This is a genomic window from Methylobacterium sp. PvR107, assembly GCF_017833295.1.
GTDB lineage: Bacteria > Pseudomonadota > Alphaproteobacteria > Rhizobiales > Beijerinckiaceae > Methylobacterium.
In genome coordinates this window covers 554,960-572,182 of sequence record NZ_JAFIBW010000001.1, presented here as the reverse complement: position 1 = coordinate 572,182, position 17,223 = coordinate 554,960, and the positions used below count along the sequence as shown (strand labels likewise).

Sequence of the window (17,223 nt, the reverse complement as noted above, 5' to 3'; positions counted from 1 at the left end):
CCGGAGCGATGGGTTTCACGAAGCCCGCTCTGTCCTCCCGCGGGGCTTTTGGGCTCAGGCGCGCCGACCTAGGCTCCGAACACCCCCGCACGATCGGGCGGGCCGGATGGCCTCGAAGAAGGGCGCAGACAGGTGAGGAACGCACGCGCAGCCGTGCCCGGGGCCTTCCCGGGCCGCGGCCTCCGGCCATGCCGGACGTCACAGCCATGAGCCTGCGCTGGACCCGGCGGCCCGAGGGCTCGACCTGGGGGGATTTCGGCCCCGACGACGAGCGCGGGCGCCTCAACCTGCTGACCCCCGAGAAGGTGCTGCAGGGCGTCGCCGAGGTGCGCGAAGGTCTCACCTTCTGCCTCAGCCTGCCCCTCGACCTGCCGGGCGGCAACGTCCTGAACCCGCGCCGCCATCCGCCGCAGATCACCCCGACGCGGCGCGCCAACGGCCGGCCGAACATGAATTTCCCGGTCTGCGAGGAAGTCGACGGCGCCACCGACGTGATCTGCGACGACCGCGCGCTGATCCACCTGCAATACTCGACGCAGTGGGACTCGCTCGCCCATGTCGGCTCGCTGTTCGACGCGGACGGCTCAGGCGCGGCGCCGACCTTCTACAACGGCTTCCGCGGCGGCCGCGACATCGTCGGGCCGGAAACCGCCGCGGCGGCGGAGCAGCCGTCCCGGGCGAAACGGCTCGGGATCGAGCGGCTCGCCGAGACCGGCATGCAGGGTCGCGCCGTCATGATCGACCTGCGCGCCCATCTCGGCGACGCCAAGACCCGCGTCGGCTTCGACCAGCTCGCCCGGATCCTGGAGGCCGACGCCGTCGTGATCGAGCCCGGCGACATGGTCTGCCTGCACACGGGCTTCGCCGAGCGGCTGATTGCCATGGGTGGCGATCCGGACCCGAAGCTCGTGCACAATCTCTGCGCCGGGCTGGACGGGCGCGACCCGCGCCTGCTCGACTGGATCACCCGCTCCGGGCTGTGCGCGCTGATCGCCGACAATTACGCCGTGGAGGCCTACCCGGCCGGGCCCGGCCCCGCCTGCTGCGCGACGCTGCCGCTCCACGAGCACTGCCTGTTCAAGCTCGGGGTCAATCTCGGCGAACTGTGGCACCTGACGCCGCTCGCCGATTGGCTGCGCGCGCACGGCCGGAACCGCTTCCTGCTGACGGCCCCGCCGCTCCGCCTGCCCGGGGCGGTCGGCTCACCGACGACGCCGATCGCGACGGTGTGAGGGGAAGACCGCATGAGCGAGATCGCAATCGTCGGCGGCGGCCTGATGGGGCACGGCATCGCCCTGGTGCTGGCGCTGCACGGGCACAGCGTGCGGATCACCGACACGTCGCCCGAAACCCGCGCCAGAGTCCCCGCGCTCATGGCATCGGCGCTCGCGACCCTGCAGGACGCGGGCGCTGCGCCCGCGGGTTGGGACGCGGACCGCCTCAGGCAGGCCGTCCGGGTCGAGGCGCATCTGGACGCGGCGGTCGCCGGCGCCGGCCTCGTCATCGAGGCGATCACCGAGAACCCGGAGGCCAAGCGCGCGTTGTTCGCCGACCTCGACCGGCTCTGCCCAGCCGAGACGATCCTCGCCAGCAACACCAGCTACCTCGACGTCTTCCCGCTGATCCCGGAGCGCCGGCAGGCGCGGGCGCTGATCCTGCACTGGTACACGCCGCCCTACATCGTCGATCTCGTCGATGTGGTGCCCGGTCCCGGCACCGATCCGCCGGTGGTCGCCGCGATGGCTGATCTCGTGCGCGGCCTGGGCCAAGTCCCGATCGTGCTCAAGCGCTTCATTCCCGGCTACATCGCCAACCGCATCCAGCAGGCGATCAGCGCCGAGGTTTTTCGGCTCCTCGACGAGGGCGTCGCCGCGCCCCGGGACATCGACGACGCGATCATCCACGGGCTCTCCCTGCGTATCCCGATCCTCGGCCACCTCGCCAAGGCCGACTTCACCGGCCTGGAGCTGACGCAGCGCGCCCTCGCCAATGGGAGCTACGCGCCGCCGGCCCCACGCACCCGCTCCGAGACCCTGGACGCCCTCTGCGCCGAAGGCCGGACCGGGGTGATGGCGGGGCGGGGCTATTTCGACTGGGGCGGCCGCCCGCCGGAAGAGCTGTTCCGCGAGCGCGACCGCAAGCTCCTGGCGTTGAAGGCGGCGATGGCCGGGATCGGCCGGATGGAGGGATCATGATCGGGGCGGATCTGTCGGGACGGCGCGTCCTCGTCACCGGGGGCTCGTCAGGGATCGGGCTCGCGACCGTCGAAATCTTCGCCCGCAACGGCGCCACCGTGGCGCTGAATCACCTGCCCGACGACGGCCGCGGCCCCACAGAGGCCGCAAGGCTCGCCGGGGCAGGGCTCTCGGTGATCCCATTGCCCGGAGACGTGTCCGCCCCCGGCGAAGCCGAGGCGATGGTGGCGGCGGGGATCGACCGGCTCGGCGGCCTCGACGTGCTCGTCAACAACGCCGGCACCTCGGGCACGACCACACCCATCGCCTTCGAGGATCTCGACGCGATGAGTGAGGATTTCTGGGCTACGATCCTGGCGACCAACCTACTCGGGCCGTTCCGTTGCGCTCGGGAAGCGGCGGCGACGCTCAAGGCGAGCCGCGGCGCCATCGTCAACACCGCCTCGGTGGCCGGTCTCGGGCGGCGGGGCTCGTCGGTCGCCTATTCGGCCAGCAAGGCCGGGCTGATCAACCTGACCCGCAGCCTCGCCCGGGCGCTGGCACCGGAGGTGCGGGTCAACGCGGTGGCGCCGGGCCTCGTCGCCACACCGTGGACCGAGCCCTGGTCGGAGGAGCGGAAGGCCTCGACCGTGGGGCGCACCATGCTCGGCCGCATGGCCCGGCCGGAGGACATCGCCGAGACGATTTTTTTCCTGAGTGCAGGCGCGGCCTACATCACGGGCGAGACGATCACGGTCGACGGCGGAGCGATGTGACGCCCGGGGAGCACATACATGTCGAGCACCACCGTCATCACCTGCGCCCTCACGGGCTCCTTCGACACGCCGCGGAAGAACCCGGCCGTGCCGGTGAGCCCGAAGGCCATCGCGGAGTCGGCCCTCGAGGCCGCCGCCGCCGGGGCCGCCGTGGTCCATATCCACGTCCGCGACCCCGAGACCGCCGCGCCGAGCATGGAGCTCGCCCATTACCGCGAGGTGGTTGAGCGGATCCGCGCGAAGAACGACGCCGTGATCCTCAACCTGACCACGGGGGCCGGGGGCCGGTTCGTGCCGGGCGATCCCGATCCGGCCGTCGCCGGCCCGGGCACCACCTTCGTGAGCCCGGAGGTGCGCACCCGGCACGTGGCGGCGCTCCGGCCGGAGATCTGCACCCTCGACGTCGCCACGATGAATTTCGGCGAGCACCTGTTCCTCAACACCCCCGGCCACCTGCGGGCCATGGCGGGTCACATCCGCGACGCGGGCGTGAAGCCCGAGATCGAGGTGTTCGATCTCGGCCAGATCGAGCTGGCCCGGCACCTGATCGCCGAGGGACATCTGGCGCGCCCGCCGCTGTTCCAGATCTGCCTCGGCATTCCCTGGGGCGCCCCGGCGACACCCGAGGCGCTGGTGGCGATGCGGGCGCGGCTGCCGGAGGACGCGATCTGGTCGGCCTTCGGCATCGGCCGGGAGGAGTTCCCGATCCTCGCGGTGGCGGCCGGCATGGGCGGCAACGTCCGGGTCGGCCTGGAGGACAACCTGTACCTGTCCCGGGGCAAGCTTGCGCCGAGCAACGCCGCCCTGGTGGAGAAGGCCGTGAGCCTGCTGGCCCTTCTCGACAGGGAGCCGGCCACGCCCGATCAGGCGCGGACGATGTTTGGGTTGGCGCCGCGGGGCGGTTGAGAGTCCGATCGCCGCCGCTCACCCGTCATCACGCGCGCAGCGAAGTGGGCCCATGGCAGCGCGCGACCGCGGCGGGCGTGGTGCTGCTGGATCGCTTCGCTGCACTCGCGACGACGGGGCGGCGCCTCGAAGAGGCGGATGCCCGTCCGCGATCACCGAGGCGTCGTCGCGGGCGGGGAAGGCGGCCCCTGACGGAACGCCGGCATCCTCACGCGCACCCGTTTCGGCCGCGCCTCTCCACGGATACGCTGCATCCCGACGACCGCGAGCGGCGATCAACGCCGCCGGGTGCGACACGACAGGGAGAGAGACATGACGCTCCGCCACCGCGCCGCGGCGCTGCTCGGGAGCTTGTGCGCGCTCGGTGCCGGCGCGGCGCTCGCGGCCGATCTCGTGCCCGTGAAGATCGGCGTGCTGAACGACCGCTCCGGCGTCTACTTCGACTCCACCGGGGAGGGCTCGGTGGTGGCGGCCCGCATGGCGGTCGAGGATTTCAAGCCGGAGACGCACGGGCTGAAGGTCGAGGTCGTCGCCGCCGACCACCAGAACAAGCCCGATGTCGGCGCCTCGATCACCCGGCAATGGTACGACCGCGACGGCGTCGACGCAGTGTTCGACGTGCCGACCTCCTCGGTGGCGCTCGCCATCGCGCAGATCACCAAGGAGAAGAACAAGGCCTTCATCAACTCGGGCGGCGGCACCGCCGACCTCACCGGCCCGGCCTGCACGCCCAACACCGTGCACTGGACCTACGACACCGCGGCGCTCGCCAACGGCACTGGCAAGGCGATGCTCAAGCGCGGCGGCAAGACCTGGTACTTCATCACCGCCGACTACGCGTTCGGCCTCGCCCTGGAGCGCGACACCAAGGCGGTGGTGGAGAAGAACGGCGGCAAGGTCGTCGGCGGCGTGCGCACGCCCTTCCCGAACCCGGACTTTTCCTCGTTCCTGCTCCAGGCCCAGGCCTCGGGCGCGCAGGTGATCGGGCTCGCCGATGCCGGGCTCGACGCCGCCAACGCCATCAAGCAGGCGCACGAATTCGGCATCCGCCAGGGCGGCCAGACCCTCGCGGCCCTGCTGATCGCCATCACCGACATCCACTCGCTGGGCCTGGACGTGGCGCAGGGCCTCGAATTCACCGCCTCGTTCTACTGGGACCTCAACGACGGCACCCGGGCCTTCGCGGAGCGGTTCGAGAAGCGCATGCCCGGCAAGAAGCCGACCTCGTACCAAGCGGGCGTCTACGCCAGCACGCTGCACTACCTGAAGGCGGTGGCGGCCCTGCACTCGGCCAAGGACGGCGCCGCCGTGGTCGCCAAGATGAAGGAGCTGCCGACCGACGACCCGCTGTTCGGCCAGGGCACGATCCGGCCGGACGGGCGCAAGATCCACCCGATGTACCTGTTCGAGGCCAAGGCGCCGTCGGAGTCGAAGGGCGAGTGGGACCTCTACAAGGTGCTGGAGACGATCCCGGCCGAGCAGGCGTTCCGGCCGATGAGCGAGGGCGGCTGCCCGATGCTGGCGCAGCAGACGGCGAAGTAGGCGCCGTCAGGCTTGTCATCCCGGGTCCGCGCAGCGGCGCCCGGGATGCCGACGCGCCGACGGGGCAAGGATCGGCATCACCTGCGGATCTGGAGTCCGGGCTCGCCTGCGGCGCCCCGGAATGACGGTGCAGGACGCGGCACGTCGGGGAGCGCGCGTCGCTCACGCCCCTCCGATCCGGTCCAGGGCCGCCATCGCGGCGTCCGGGAGCGCGAGCTCGGCCGCCGCGAGGTTCTCGCGCAGGTGGCCGAGGGACGACGTCCCCGGGATCAGCAGGATGTTGGGCGACCGGCGCAGCAGCCACGCGAGCGCCACCTGCATCGGCGTGGCGCCGAGCCCGGCCGCCACCTCCGACAGGGTGCCCGACTGGAGCGGGCTGAACCCGCCCAGCGGGAAGAACGGCACGTAGGCGATTCCGGCCGCCGCCAGATCGTCGATGAACGCGTCGTCGTCCCGATGCGCGAGGTTGTACTGGTTCTGCACGCAGACGATGTCGGTGATCCGCCGTCCCTCGGCGACCTGGCGCGGCGTGGCGTTGCTCAGGCCGATCCGGCGAATCAGCCCCTGGCGCTGGAGATCCGCCAGGACCGTCAGCGGCGCCTCGATCGGCCCTTCCGCGGGGCCGTGGACGTCGAACATCAGGCGCAGGTTGACCACGTCGAGGGCGTCGACGCCGAGGTTGCGCAGGTTGTCGTGGACCGCCTGAATGAGTTCTTCGGCCGAGAAGGCCGGGTTCCACGAGGCGTCGGTCCCGCGCCTGGCGCCGACCTTCGTGACGATCACGAGGCCGTCCGGGTAGGGGTGCAGCGCCTCGCGGATGATCTGGTTGGTGACGTGCGGCCCGTAGAAGTCGCTGGTGTCGATGTGGTCGACGCCGGCCGCTGCGGCCGTGCGCAGCACCGCGACCGCGGCGGCGCGATCCTTGGGCGGCCCGAAGACGCCCGGCCCGGCGAGCTGCATGGCCCCGTAGCCGAGCCGCTTCACTTTCCGGTCGCCGAGGGGGAAGGTTCCGGCCTGCGCGATGTCGGCGGTGATGTCGGACATGACGAATCTCCTGTTGGTGTCCCGGATGTAGACGCCGGCTTTTGCGCCGATAAGCCGTGACAATCGGCACGGGCTGTGCCGATTCTCGAACGATGACCCAGAATCTCACGGACCTCGCCGCCTTCGTGACCGTGGCGCGGGCCGGCGGCTTTCGCGACGGCGCCCGCGCCGGGGGCGGGAGCGCGTCGAGCCTCAGCGAGGCCGTGCGCCGGCTGGAGGCGGGCCTGGGGGTGCGCCTGCTGAACCGCACCACCCGCAGCGTCGCGCCGACCGAGGCCGGGACCCGCCTGCTGGAGCGGCTCGGCCCGGCGCTCGCCGAGGTGGATTCCGCCCTCGACGTGGTGAACGGCTTTCGCGATCGGCCGGCTGGGACGCTGCGGCTGAACGTGCCGCTGAGCGCGGCCAGGCTGGTTCTGCCGGCGCTCGTGCCCCCCTTCCTGGCGGCCTATCCGGAGATCCGCCTGGAGGTGATCGTCGAGGACGGGTTCGTGGATGTGCTGGCGGCCGGCTGCGACGCCGGCATCCGCTACGACGAGCGGCTGGAGCAGGACATGATCGCGGTGCCGATCGGCCCGCGGCGGCAGCGTTTCGCCACCGCGGCGGCGCCGGCCTATCTCGACCGGCGCGGCCGGCCGGACCATCCGCGCGACCTCCTCGGCCATGCCTGCCTGCTCGGCCGGTTCCCCAGCGGCGCCCTGACGGCGCCCTGGGAGTTCGAGCGCGACGGCGACATCGTCCGGGTGGATCCGTCCGGGCCGCTCATCGTGCGGGTCGGCGCCAGCGACCTCGCGGTGGTGGCCGCGGTCGCGGGAACCGGGATCATCCACCTGTTCGAGGACTGGCTTCGGCCGCAGCTTGACAGCGGCGCCCTGGAGCCGGTTCTGGAACCCTGGTGGCAGGTCTTCTCCGGCCCGTTCCTCTACTATCCCGGCCGGCGGCATCTGCCGGCGCCCCTGCGCGCCTTCGTGGACTTCGTCAGTGGCCGGCCGGCGGCGCCGGCTCCGGCAGTTCGAACACCGTGAGCTGCCCGCCCGGCGCCGTGTATTGCGACAGCGCCGCATAGCCGCCGACCGCTCCCGAACCGTCGGCCGGGTCGGTCAGCCCGGCCGCCAGACCGATCCCGGCCCAGCCGCCGATTCCGGAGAGCACCGCCACGTACTGCTTCCCGTCATGCAGGTAGGTGGTGACGTTGCCGACGATGCCCGACGGCGTCTTGAACCGATAGAGTTCGTGCCCGTCCCGGGCATCGACCGCCTTCAGGTAGCCCTCCAGCGTGCCGTAGAAGACCACGTTGCCCGCCGTGGCGAGCGCCCCCGACCAGACAGAGAACGGCTCCGGGATCGTCCAGGCGATCCGGCCCCTGGCCCCGTCCCAGGCGATGAACGCCCCGGTCCGGTCGGTGCCTTCGGGCGGGTGCAGGGTGAGCGTCGCGCCGACATAGGGCTGGCCGGGCGTGTAGGTGACCCGGAACGCCTCGTAATCCATGCACATGTGGTTGGTCGGCACGTAGAACAGGCGCGTCCGGGGCGAGTAGGCGGCCGGCTGCTGGTTCTTGGCGCCGAGCGCCCCGGGGCAGATATTTTTGGTGGTCTCGTCCTCCTCGGCCTCGCCGGGGGCGTAGCGCCTGTCGACCACCGGCCGGCCGTAATCGGGGGCGGCGGGGTTCATCTCCACGCGGCTCGCCCAGTTGACCGTGGGGTCGAACTTCTCCGCCACCAGCAGCGCGCCCGTGGCCCGGTCCAGCGTGTAGCCGAAGCCGTTGCGGTCGAAATGGGTCAGCACCTTGCGGGGCCGGTCGCCGATCATCTGCTCGGTGAGGATCATCTCGTTGACGCCGTCATAGTCCCACTGGTCGTGGGGGGTCATCTGGTAGACCCAGCGGGCGAGGCCCGTATCGGCGTCGCGGGCGATGATCGCCTGTGCCCAGCGGTTGTCGCCCGGGCGCTGGGCCGGGTTCCAGGTCGCGGGATTGCCGGTGCCGTAATAGACGAGGTTCAGCTCCGGGTCGTAGGAGAACCAGCCCCAGCTGCAGGCGCCGCCGGTCCGCCACTGGTCGCCCTCCCAGGTCTTGAGCGAGGAATCCGTGCCGATCGGGCGACCCAGCGCGGTGGTCTTCTCCGGATCGACCAGCATGTCGGCATCCGGCCCGGTGGCGTAGGCGCGCCAGAGCCGCTTGCCCGTCGCCTGATCGTACGCGGTGACGTGGCAGCGCGCCCCGTACTCTCCCCCCGCGAGCCCGACGATCAGCTTGCCGTGCACCGGCAGAACCGTGGCGGTGTTGGTCTCGCCCCGGCCCGGGTCGCCGTTCTTCACCGACCACAGCACCCGGCCGGTCTCCGGATCGAGGGCGACCACGGTGGTGTCGGCCTGCTGCAGGAACAGCCGCCCGTCCGCGTAGGCGAGGCCGCGGGCGACCGTGTCGCAGCACATGACGGCGATCACGTTCGGGTCCTGCCGCGGCGCGTAGCGCCACAGGATCTTCCCGTCCTGGTCGAGGTCGAGGGCGTAGACCACGTTGGGGAACGGCGTGTGCACGACCATCACGTGCCCGATCACGATCGGCGCGCCCTCGTGGCCGCGCAGCACGCCGGTGGAGAAGGTCCAGGCGACCTTGAGGCGGCCGACATTGCCGGCGTCGATCCGATCGAGGTCGGAATACCGGGTGTTGGCATAGTCGAGGGTCTGGAGGACCGGTGCGTCGGCGGCGGCGACCGCACCGGTGAGGCAGGCGAGCGGCAGGGCCGCGAGGTGGGAAGCGCGCATCCTGGACATCCTCTCGCCGCGCGACGGCCGACGCGCGGGATCCCCGCGCGGGCCGCCTCACATCCGCTGCTGGACGATCTCCTCGGCCTGGGGATCCGGCTCGTGGCCGGCCTCGCGGAGCATCGGCACCACCTCGGCCGCCTCGCGGGCGACGAGGTAGCTGAGATCGAGCCCCTCGCGGATGAAGCCGTGGCCGCGCATGTGCTCGAACAGGGCGAGCAGCGGCGACCAGAACGCGGCGATCGAGACCAGCACCACGGGCTTGCGGTGCCGCCCGAGCTGCGCCCAGGTCAGCTGCTCGACGAGTTCCTCCAAGGTGCCGATCCCGCCCGGCAGGGTCACGAAGGCGTCGGAGCGCTCGAACATCAGGCGCTTGCGCGTGTGCATGTCGGGCACCACCACGGTCTCCTGGATGTCCGCCAGCATGTGCTCGCGCGCCTGGAGGAAGTCCGGGATGATGCCGGTGACGTGGCCGCCGGCGGCGAGCGCCGCCCGCGCGACCGTGCCCATCAGGCCGACATCGCCGCCGCCATAGACGAGGCGCATCCCGGCCTCGGCCAGCGCGGTCCCGAGCAGCTCCGCGGCCTCGCGGAAGGCGGGGTCGCGGCCGAAGCCGGAGCCACAATAGACACAGACTGTCCTCACCGGGGCCATCCGGCGCCCTCCTGCGTGTCCGTTGCGTGCCGTCCAGAAAGAGCCCCGCGCCCGGCGCGTCCCGCGCCAAACTGCTGACATCGCGTGGGATTCACCCGCCTGGGCGGCGGGACGGCTTGGTGTCGGGAGCATGTACGGTATTATGGCCCACGCCGTCGACGGTTTTCGCGCGGCCCAGTGCCCGCAGCCGGGCGGCAACAGGATCAGGGGAGGCCTTCGTGGCGATGTCGGGACAGGTGCGGCGCAGTCTCGCCCTGGCGCTCGCCGGCCTGTTCGGTGGCCTCGGGCTCGTGGCGGCCCTGTTCGGCGGCGAGTCCCTGCGCCGGCTGACCGGTCGAGATGCGGCGGAGCCGCCGGCCGCCGCAGCGCCCGTGCCGCAGGGCAGCCTGCGGGGGCTCGCCGATCCCGGAACGATCGCGAAGGCCCCCGACCCGGCGATCGATTTCCGCAACGATCCACCCAAGGCGGCCCGGCCCGGCGCGGCAAGGCCCGATCCGGCCATGCCCGGGGCGCCCGACGCCCGATCCGCCAGACCGGTGGGGGAGCCCGGCGCCGCCGAGGCGCCGCGCTTCGACATCGTCCGGGTCGAGCCGAACGGCGACGCCGTCGTGGCCGGGCGCGGAGCGCCGCATGCCGAGGTCGAGATGTTGGTCGACGGCAAGCCGGTGGCCAAGGCGACGGCCGATGCCAGCGGGCAGTTCGCGATCGTGCCGCCGGCTCTGCCCGCGGGTTCCAGCACGATCCGGCTGCGCATGACGGCCAAGGACGGCCAGCCGGCCAGCTCGCAGCAGAGCGTGGCGGTAAACGTCGCCCCAGGCCGGGACCGCCAGCCGCTGGTCGCCCTGACGGCACCGGATGCGGCGACCGTGGTCCTGTCGCAGCCCGGCGCCGCCGGACCGGCCGCGTCCGCCAGGATCGCCAACGCGGCGCCCGGCCAGCCACTGGCGCCCAACAAGCAAGCGGCCGGGGACGGCCGCACGGCGGCCCATCCCGGGCCGGCGCAGCCGACCCGCATCGTCAGCGTCGACGTGCAGGGCAACGGGCGCCTGTTCGTGACGGCTTCCGGCACGCCCGGCGCGACGCTCCGGCTCTACCTCAACGACACGCTGATCGCGCCCGGCAGTATCGGCCCCGATGGCCGTGCGAGCTTCACCATCGGGCGCGGGGTCAAGCCCGGCCAGTACCACGTGCGGATCGACCAGATCGATCCGGCAACCGGCAAGGTGGCGTCCCGCGCCGAGGTGCCCCTGGCCGTGCCCGAGCCGGCGCCGGTCGCGGCCCGCGAGCCCGCGGCGCCATCCGGCGGCCAGGGCGTCACCCGGGAGTCCTCCAGAACGGTCTCCAGGGAGACCGCGCAGAGTCCTGAGGCAGCGGCGCCCCGTCAGGCCGCCTCGCCCGCCACCGCACCCGTCACCAGGATGGCCCCGGCACCCGATGCGAGGCCCGACACGCGCCAGCTGGCGGCCAAAACCGGCACCCCGGCCCCGGCCGGGGCCGTGTTCGTGCCGGAGATCAGCACGGCCCGGATCACCCGCGGCGACAACCTCTGGCGGATCAGCCAGCGCACCTACGGTCGCGGCGAGCGCTACACGGTGATCTACGACGCGAACCAGAACCAGATCCGGGATCCGGACCTCATCTACCCCGGCCAGATCTTCGTGCTTCCACCCGACAAGCGGGGCTGACCGGTCTTCTTCCCGGCTCCGCCATCCGTCTGCTCACCACAAATGAGGTCGGAGACCTCGCAATCCGTCACCGCGATCGCACGCGAGTTGGCGGGCTTTGTCTGGGCCATCGCCCGACAGGCGCCGCCGATCGGCGCCCGTTGAGCTGATATCTGCAAAACGCGAGACAGGAGAACCTTACCGGCACAGCACCATCCAACGCTGAGCGCGGTCGGAGGCACGGTCCCGGTCAGAAGAACCCTCGCCACCACTACCAGACGGGTCTCATCCGACGCTGGCTTCTAGACAGAGGACGCTCCGCCACGCATCCGGTCCGACGGTACCCAACCCGCACATCAGAGCAGGGTCGACCGTCGTCTCAGGATCGTGCCTCCAGCCCTGCTTAGCCGCGGCCACGAGGATTAGCTCGACGGCGAGCAGCAATTTGTCGTGCCTGCAGCTTGAAATGGCGAACATGAGATTGGAGCGAACCTTCGGCTGGATCAGCCACTGGGGCGGCGTGCTGCGCGAGCGCGCCGGCCGCCTCGATGTTGCGACCGGCCGTCTCGCCTGCGTGGCGAGCCTCCTGGCCGTCGGCGCCCTCAACAATCCGTCTTGGGATCACACGCTCAAACAGGCTCTCAAATAAGATACATCGTCCCGTTGGTCTTGAAGGCCTTCGGACAGTTAGTCTCGTCGACCAGATTCTGGGCCTCGGCGAGCGTCAAGTGCCGGTCGGCGGCCACTTCGGCCAAGGTCATCCACTTGCTCTGCATGGTCACGCTCCTGCGTTCCTGTTCAACGACCCAGCGTCGGAATCGTTCAAGCGCACGAGAAATCCAGTGCGGCGGGGCCGGAGTCCGAGAGAAATGGTCTGGATATCGCAAGAGGTGGGCCAATTAGCATTACAGTCGCAGGCTGAGGCTCAAAATTTTAAATACTTTTGGTGCGAGAGCGTGATTATTGCTAATTCAGTTTTAGCTTGTTTGTTATAATTATCATAATTTACTTTTACACGTGACATGCGCTTGAATTGTTCTGATTTCCCAAGTTATTATGGCCTGAATGTTCGTAAATCACTAAACTCGCTATTTGCTTCGCGAAACTGTGCTGTCCCTATCGCTAATGATATAGGCAATTCCGCTACCTTTCAGATTTTGGTCAATTAGGTGCAGGAGCTCACCTTCATTGCGGCGTCGAAGGTATGCGCCAGAAATCCAGAAAACCTTCTGGGGGCGAGCAAGGACGGGATTGGGTTGATGGCTCACGAGGCGTACGTCCCTACTTGGCTGGTTTGTTTCGGACCGAACAGATCGAGAGGATCAGTCAAGACCGGAGGGACTGAAGATGAAGCAAGAACAGAGGCTAAGCTCTGAGCAGCTGGTGCGGACGCTACGCGAAATTGAGATGAGATAGTGCAGGGCAAGAGCATTGCCGCCACCTGAAAGGAAGCGGCGATCTCCGAGCAGAGCTGCAGGACCAGTATCTAGAGCAAGAGAGCCCCGCGGAGGTCATTGGCCTCTGTCGAGAAAGCAACCGTTTTCTTGACATTATGGGCAGCACGCTCCTGCGGACAGCAGGATCGGAAGACGGCGCGGTCAGAGGGTCGCCCTTCCCGAAACCTTTGGTTTCAGGTCTCCTGCTTGCCCACCGAACGCGTCGTGCGGCGAAGCTCGCCTGAGAGCGATCTTCGGTATTCGCCAGGTGCGCGTTAATGATATCGGCCGGAAAGTTCCACTGTTATGCGGATTGTCGCCCCGAGGCGCTTCTCAAAGCCGTGCTCCCAGGCCACCTTAGGTATGGGCAGAGCCGTCGGATCTGCCGCGTCGCCTTTAGCAGAGGCGGCCGGCACCGGTGTTAGCAGCACCAGCCCCGGCCTGACCACGACCCGTATCCTCAGGAGATACCGAGCCATGGCTGAGACCCTCCCTATCGGCATTCCGCCGTCGGCGAAACCATCCCACCGTCTGCCGTCCCTGCGACGCCGCTCCCCCGTCCTGCCGATCCGCACGAGCGCCTAAGGCTCTTCCGTTCACGCGCTCCTGAAGCGCGCTGCCGATCGCCTTTGCTCCCTGCAATCCCGACACCCGACGACGTCGAAGGCTTAGCCGCCACGACGTGTTCCTGCACTCCGTCCGATCCCTCGATCGGTCAGCGCATGCGGATGGGTGTCCCTTGGACGGACCCGGACCATGAATACCGTCATCCCCCACCCGGCAACCCACTGCGGACGGCATCGACCGCCCGCGGGCACTCCCCCGTCGTCACGCCCGGCACCAAGCGGGCGCATCCCCGTCCCCCTCGGTAGCGGAGCCGCTGAGGGTGCCAGCCTCCCGCGACCGACCCATTCGCAATTCTGCTCGCCCACGCTGCTGGCTGCCGCCGACGCCGTCGTCGCCAATGCTCGGCGTGCGGTGTTCGTCTCCGACCCATTGCTCGGCCCCCGTCTGTCGCAGATCGGGTCCGTGCTGGCCTCGGTCGTGAAGAGACACGGCACGCTGATCGAACTAGCGCTGAAGGACGTCCTCGAGCGCGATGATCGCTATTTCGTCCTACGTGACGTCGCAATGCCGATCACGACGACGACCCAGGAGCTGGTCCGTACCGGCACCATGGCGCAGTTGGCTACGACGTCGGTGGCGCTCACCGGACCCATCGCCCAGACCGTCAAGCTCGATCTCATCGTGATCGACCGTCAGGAGAACCGGGCCTTCATCGCCGAGGTGAAACGGGGCGGCGGCAAGAGCGAGTCCAGAAAGGTCCATCAGGTCGAGTGGATCCTAAGGTGCGCCCAGGTCCAGGCGATCGCGTTCCTGGCGACCCTGAACTACCACGTCGCCACCGCCCGCGCGGTGCTGATCGATGTCTACGGACGGGCCGGCTACTCGCCCGATCTCTCCGTCAGCGGTCCGGCCATCGACGCCCTGTTCGGGGTACCGGTCCTGGATGCTGTCGAGGCGGTGACCGGTCTGCTCACATCCCGCCTGCACGCGGAAGTCCCGGATCTGCTCGCACTCGCGCTGGCGTCCCTGGAGCCGCTCCCGGACGCGGCACCGCCGTTCCCACGCACCGCGTTGGCGCCCTGATCCCGGCGGGCCGCACTCGCGATCCGCCTCCGTCCGCCCCTTCCGTGAACCCTCGTGCATCGCGCGCCGCCGCGCCGGTGCCCTCGCCAGGCTTGCTTGCATGACCCCTGATTTCACCCCCGGACCCCACCAGCCCCGGACCTCCGCGGCGATCTTGCCGTCCGCCCGCCCGCTGACCTGGTGGCGCCATCTTCCGCCCACGGCCCTCGACCTGCCCGCACAGCACCGTCTGCGCTCCGTCCTGGTCGCGACGCCGCCCCTACCGCTCCCCGGCTGGAAAGCTGCAACCGAGGCGGAACCGGCCGCCGCTATCGGCGTGGCGATCGAGACCCTCGCCGAGGGCGTCGTCTATCCCGGACGCCTCGACCCGGCCCTCTCGACGGTCCTCCTCTGCGCTGCCCTCGGGGATCCCGCATGCCGCGACCTGCTCGTCCATGTCGTCGGCCGCCGAGCCCGCCGGCGCGCCGATCTCGATCTCCTGATGCTGGCCCACGCCTGGCATGACACGAGCAACCGGGGGCCCGGTCTTACGCTCGCGCCCGGCCGCTGAAGGGGACGACGTCATGGCCTTTTCCACGACCTCGCACCTTCCCCTGATCGACGCCGAGGCGGCGCGGCGCCTCGTGCTGCCCCTCTTTCCACGACGGCTGCGCACCTGTCTCGACACCGGCCTGCGGATCCCGGCCGCGCGGCAGAACTTGGTTCTAGACATCGTCGCGCTCGTACCGGAAGCTGCCGCCCTGGCTCGCGCCTGGAGCGGCAACGCCGACGCCGGCAACGATCCATCCCCGAGCGACCCAAGCCCCGTCCTCGCCCGTCACGCCTTGACGCAGTTCCTCGATCATCACGCCGTCGCGTGGGATCGGCCGGCCGCACGGTCCCTAGCCGACCTCGTGACCCTGTTATCCTGTACGGTGGACGACGCAGATGCGAGCGCGCGATTAGCTCTGCCACTGTGGCTCGAGTTCGAGGCGCTGTCGGATCTTCCGTTGAAGTTGCCGGCGATCGCGGAGGTACAGACGGCGATCGGCCTGGGGCCTGCGCACGGCTCGAAGGTCGATGACGACGACCTCGTGGCCGGATCGGAGGCGCGCCAGATGCTGCTCGATGCCTGGAACGAGGCCCTCCGGGAGGCGCTCTTGATCCTTACGGGCAGCGCCGGCAACGCCGTCGCCGCGGCGGCCGTCCTCAGTCGCGGCGGGACGTGCGAGTTCATGATCGGTGCCCCGCTGGTGCCCGGGCTGACCCGTTTCGGCGAGAGGCTGACCCTGTCCGTCGCCGACAGTGCCAAACAGGGGGAACGGCGGCGCAGGCGCGCGGCCGAGAGGGCCCTCCAGCGGAGCGACAAACGCCTGCGCGAACTGAAGGCCTCGACGGCCGCCTCGCCTCCACATCCAGTCCCCCCGGCTGAAACGCCTCCCCGATCCATCCCCGAAGGGCACGTCCTCGTCGTCTCCGAGGTTCAGGACACCCCCGATCGCAAGTCGAGCGTGACGCGGGGGTATGAGGGCATCATCGGACGCCCTGTCCCCCTCGCACCGGTCCCGGACCTCGCAGCTCTGCGCGCGGCGCTCGCCTTCGAGTTTCCCTACGCGGTCGACGTGGTCGACCGTCTCCTCGTCGATCTCGTCGGTCGCAACGACGTCGCCTTCCGTCCAACCTTGATCCTGGGCTCCCCCGGCGCGGGCAAGAGCCGGCTGGTCGGGCGGCTGGCACACCATCTCGCCGTCGGGTTGTGGCGGGTCGATGCGACCCGGGACAGCGGTGCCAGCATCGGCGGCACGGATCGCCGCTGGTCGACGTCCGAGCCGGCCCACCCGCTCATGGCGATCGCGCGCTACGGCATCGCCAACCCGCTCATCCTCGTCGACGAACTCGAGAAGGCGGCGGCGAGGAGCGATCACGGGCGCCTCTGGGACAGTCTGCTGCCGCTGCTTGAGGCTGAGACCGCCCGGGCCTATCCCGATCCGGCTTTCCAGGCCGAGGTCGATCTCTCCCACGTCAGCTGGGTCGCCACCGCCAACGCGATGGACCCGTTGCCCGGGCCCCTGCGCGACCGGCTGCGGGTGCTGGAGATGCCGGCACCCGGGATCGAACACCTCGAGAGCCTGGTCGCTCCGGTCCTGGCCGGGATCGCCGAGAGCCGCGGGCTGGATCCCCGTCTCCTGGCAGCCCTCGACGGCGAGGAGATCGCTCTCGTTCGTCGGGGGTGGCGGGGCGGCTCGATCCGGCGCCTCAGCCGCCTCGTTGAGGCCGTGGTGACAGCACGCGAGGCGCTGAGCCCGCGGCACTGACTGCCCGACCGACGGTGACCCGCCATCGATGCGGATGCAGTGCGGGATGGTGAGGCGACCCGGCCGCGGGCGGCGACAGACACCTTGGAGGCACTCGCCCTGTACTGACACTCGGTACAGGGCGAGTGCCTCTTGCATCGCCTTTCCCTACCCTAAGGTGAGCCAGCTGGTGCTTGTGAGGCGGGAATGGAACCGGATCTGTCAACCTGGAGCAGTGCAATCCGCCGCGATCCACATGTCCGCCGTTGTGCCATGTCGGTGGCTTGGGCCGTGTCGGAACTGATCGCCTCCGGTACAGCGGGGGAGGACGACAGGGCGCT

Annotated in this window: 15 protein-coding genes; 11 read left to right on the top strand and 4 right to left on the bottom strand. The window is 70.0% G+C overall.

The genetic code is table 11. The features are described from left to right. Positions 1-206: 206 nt before the first annotated feature. The 5 genes from JOE48_RS02490 to JOE48_RS02470 all read left to right on the top strand — a co-directional run bounded on the left by JOE48_RS02490 (position 207) and on the right by JOE48_RS02470 (position 5,398). On the top strand, positions 207-1,232 hold the full coding sequence (locus JOE48_RS02490; RefSeq protein ID WP_210035517.1) for a cyclase family protein: 1,026 nt from the start codon (positions 207-209) through the stop codon (positions 1,230-1,232). Positions 1,233-1,244: 12 nt separating this feature from the next. After that, positions 1,245-2,195: a 3-hydroxyacyl-CoA dehydrogenase family protein gene (locus JOE48_RS02485; RefSeq protein ID WP_210026860.1), complete on the top strand. Its 951-nt coding sequence runs from the start codon at positions 1,245-1,247 to the stop codon at positions 2,193-2,195. Beyond that, positions 2,192-2,950 carry an SDR family NAD(P)-dependent oxidoreductase gene (locus tag JOE48_RS02480; protein ID WP_210026858.1) on the top strand — a complete coding sequence of 253 codons (759 nt, stop codon included), beginning with the start codon at positions 2,192-2,194 and terminating at the stop codon, positions 2,948-2,950. Before JOE48_RS02485 ends, JOE48_RS02480 begins: the two co-directional genes overlap by 4 nt. An 18-nt stretch (positions 2,951-2,968) precedes the next feature. Next, the gene (locus tag JOE48_RS02475; RefSeq protein WP_210026856.1) at positions 2,969-3,856 is read left to right on the top strand and encodes a 3-keto-5-aminohexanoate cleavage protein; all 888 of its coding nucleotides are present in this window, start codon (positions 2,969-2,971) and stop codon (positions 3,854-3,856) included. 312 nt (positions 3,857-4,168) lie between these two features. Next, on the top strand, positions 4,169-5,398 hold the full coding sequence (locus tag JOE48_RS02470; protein WP_210026854.1) for an ABC transporter substrate-binding protein: 1,230 nt from the start codon (positions 4,169-4,171) through the stop codon (positions 5,396-5,398). Between the two features lie 162 nt (positions 5,399-5,560). Here the strand turns inward: JOE48_RS02470 and JOE48_RS02465 are convergent, their stop codons facing one another. Continuing rightward, positions 5,561-6,442 (bottom strand): aldo/keto reductase family oxidoreductase, encoded by an 882-nt coding sequence (locus JOE48_RS02465; protein WP_210026852.1) that lies wholly within the window; start codon positions 6,440-6,442, stop codon positions 5,561-5,563. A gap of 92 nt (positions 6,443-6,534) precedes the next feature. Here JOE48_RS02465 and JOE48_RS02460 point away from each other — a divergent pair, with 92 nt between their 5' ends. Beyond that, on the top strand, positions 6,535-7,464 hold the full coding sequence (locus JOE48_RS02460) for a LysR family transcriptional regulator (RefSeq protein ID WP_210026850.1): 930 nt from the start codon (positions 6,535-6,537) through the stop codon (positions 7,462-7,464). Here JOE48_RS02460 and JOE48_RS02455 read toward each other — a convergent pair. Beyond that, positions 7,418-9,205 carry a methanol/ethanol family PQQ-dependent dehydrogenase gene (locus JOE48_RS02455; RefSeq protein ID WP_210026848.1) on the bottom strand — a complete coding sequence of 596 codons (1,788 nt, stop codon included), beginning with the start codon at positions 9,203-9,205 and terminating at the stop codon, positions 7,418-7,420. The two genes, JOE48_RS02460 and JOE48_RS02455, sit on opposite strands and share 47 nt — an antisense overlap. A 57-nt stretch (positions 9,206-9,262) precedes the next feature. After that, on the bottom strand, positions 9,263-9,859 hold the full coding sequence (locus JOE48_RS02450) for a TIGR00730 family Rossman fold protein (RefSeq protein WP_210026846.1): 597 nt from the start codon (positions 9,857-9,859) through the stop codon (positions 9,263-9,265). Between the two features lie 224 nt (positions 9,860-10,083). On the opposite strand from JOE48_RS02450, the gene JOE48_RS02445 reads away from it, so the two are divergent. Next, positions 10,084-11,544, top strand: a complete 1,461-nt coding sequence (locus JOE48_RS02445) for a LysM peptidoglycan-binding domain-containing protein (RefSeq protein WP_210035516.1) — start codon at positions 10,084-10,086, stop codon at positions 11,542-11,544. Between the two features lie 454 nt (positions 11,545-11,998). Further along, a complete protein-coding gene (locus tag JOE48_RS02440; protein ID WP_210026835.1) occupies positions 11,999-12,172 on the top strand; it encodes a hypothetical protein in 174 nt (57 codons plus the stop codon). Here the strand turns inward: JOE48_RS02440 and JOE48_RS30760 are convergent. Further along, the gene (locus JOE48_RS30760; RefSeq protein ID WP_280921289.1) at positions 12,165-12,299 is read right to left on the bottom strand and encodes a hypothetical protein; all 135 of its coding nucleotides are present in this window, start codon (positions 12,297-12,299) and stop codon (positions 12,165-12,167) included. The two genes, JOE48_RS02440 and JOE48_RS30760, sit on opposite strands and share 8 nt — an antisense overlap. 1,689 nt (positions 12,300-13,988) lie before the next feature. On the opposite strand from JOE48_RS30760, the gene JOE48_RS02435 reads away from it, so the two are divergent. The 3 genes from JOE48_RS02435 to JOE48_RS30090 all read left to right on the top strand — a co-directional run bounded on the left by JOE48_RS02435 (position 13,989) and on the right by JOE48_RS30090 (position 16,903). Next, positions 13,989-14,609, top strand: a complete 621-nt coding sequence (locus tag JOE48_RS02435) for a hypothetical protein (RefSeq protein WP_210026833.1) — start codon at positions 13,989-13,991, stop codon at positions 14,607-14,609. Positions 14,610-14,709: 100 nt separating this feature from the next. Then, the gene (locus JOE48_RS02430; protein ID WP_210026831.1) at positions 14,710-15,159 is read left to right on the top strand and encodes a hypothetical protein; all 450 of its coding nucleotides are present in this window, start codon (positions 14,710-14,712) and stop codon (positions 15,157-15,159) included. 13 nt (positions 15,160-15,172) lie between these two features. After that, positions 15,173-16,903, top strand: coding sequence for an AAA family ATPase (locus tag JOE48_RS30090; protein WP_245252692.1), 1,731 nt, complete (start codon positions 15,173-15,175; stop codon positions 16,901-16,903). Positions 16,904-17,223 lie beyond the last annotated feature (320 nt).

What these genes read in the sequence shown, in the direction of transcription:
- JOE48_RS02490 (WP_210035517.1), top strand. Translation starts at nt 207, where the DNA reads ATGAGCCTGCGCTGGACCCGGCGGCCCGAGGGCTCGACCTGGGGGGAT.
- JOE48_RS02485 (WP_210026860.1), top strand. Translation starts at nt 1,245, where the DNA reads ATGAGCGAGATCGCAATCGTCGGCGGCGGCCTGATGGGGCACGGCATC.
- JOE48_RS02480 (WP_210026858.1), top strand. Translation starts at nt 2,192, where the DNA reads ATGATCGGGGCGGATCTGTCGGGACGGCGCGTCCTCGTCACCGGGGGC.
- JOE48_RS02475 (WP_210026856.1), top strand. Translation starts at nt 2,969, where the DNA reads ATGTCGAGCACCACCGTCATCACCTGCGCCCTCACGGGCTCCTTCGAC.
- JOE48_RS02470 (WP_210026854.1), top strand. Translation starts at nt 4,169, where the DNA reads ATGACGCTCCGCCACCGCGCCGCGGCGCTGCTCGGGAGCTTGTGCGCG.
- JOE48_RS02465 (WP_210026852.1), bottom strand. Translation starts at nt 6,442, where the DNA reads ATGTCCGACATCACCGCCGACATCGCGCAGGCCGGAACCTTCCCCCTC.
- JOE48_RS02460 (WP_210026850.1), top strand. Translation starts at nt 6,535, where the DNA reads ATGACCCAGAATCTCACGGACCTCGCCGCCTTCGTGACCGTGGCGCGG.
- JOE48_RS02455 (WP_210026848.1), bottom strand. Translation starts at nt 9,205, where the DNA reads ATGCGCGCTTCCCACCTCGCGGCCCTGCCGCTCGCCTGCCTCACCGGT.
- JOE48_RS02450 (WP_210026846.1), bottom strand. Translation starts at nt 9,859, where the DNA reads ATGGCCCCGGTGAGGACAGTCTGTGTCTATTGTGGCTCCGGCTTCGGC.
- JOE48_RS02445 (WP_210035516.1), top strand. Translation starts at nt 10,084, where the DNA reads ATGTCGGGACAGGTGCGGCGCAGTCTCGCCCTGGCGCTCGCCGGCCTG.
- JOE48_RS02440 (WP_210026835.1), top strand. Translation starts at nt 11,999, where the DNA reads ATGAGATTGGAGCGAACCTTCGGCTGGATCAGCCACTGGGGCGGCGTG.
- JOE48_RS30760 (WP_280921289.1), bottom strand. Translation starts at nt 12,299, where the DNA reads ATGCAGAGCAAGTGGATGACCTTGGCCGAAGTGGCCGCCGACCGGCAC.
- JOE48_RS02430 (WP_210026831.1), top strand. Translation starts at nt 14,710, where the DNA reads ATGACCCCTGATTTCACCCCCGGACCCCACCAGCCCCGGACCTCCGCG.
- JOE48_RS30090 (WP_245252692.1), top strand. Translation starts at nt 15,173, where the DNA reads ATGGCCTTTTCCACGACCTCGCACCTTCCCCTGATCGACGCCGAGGCG.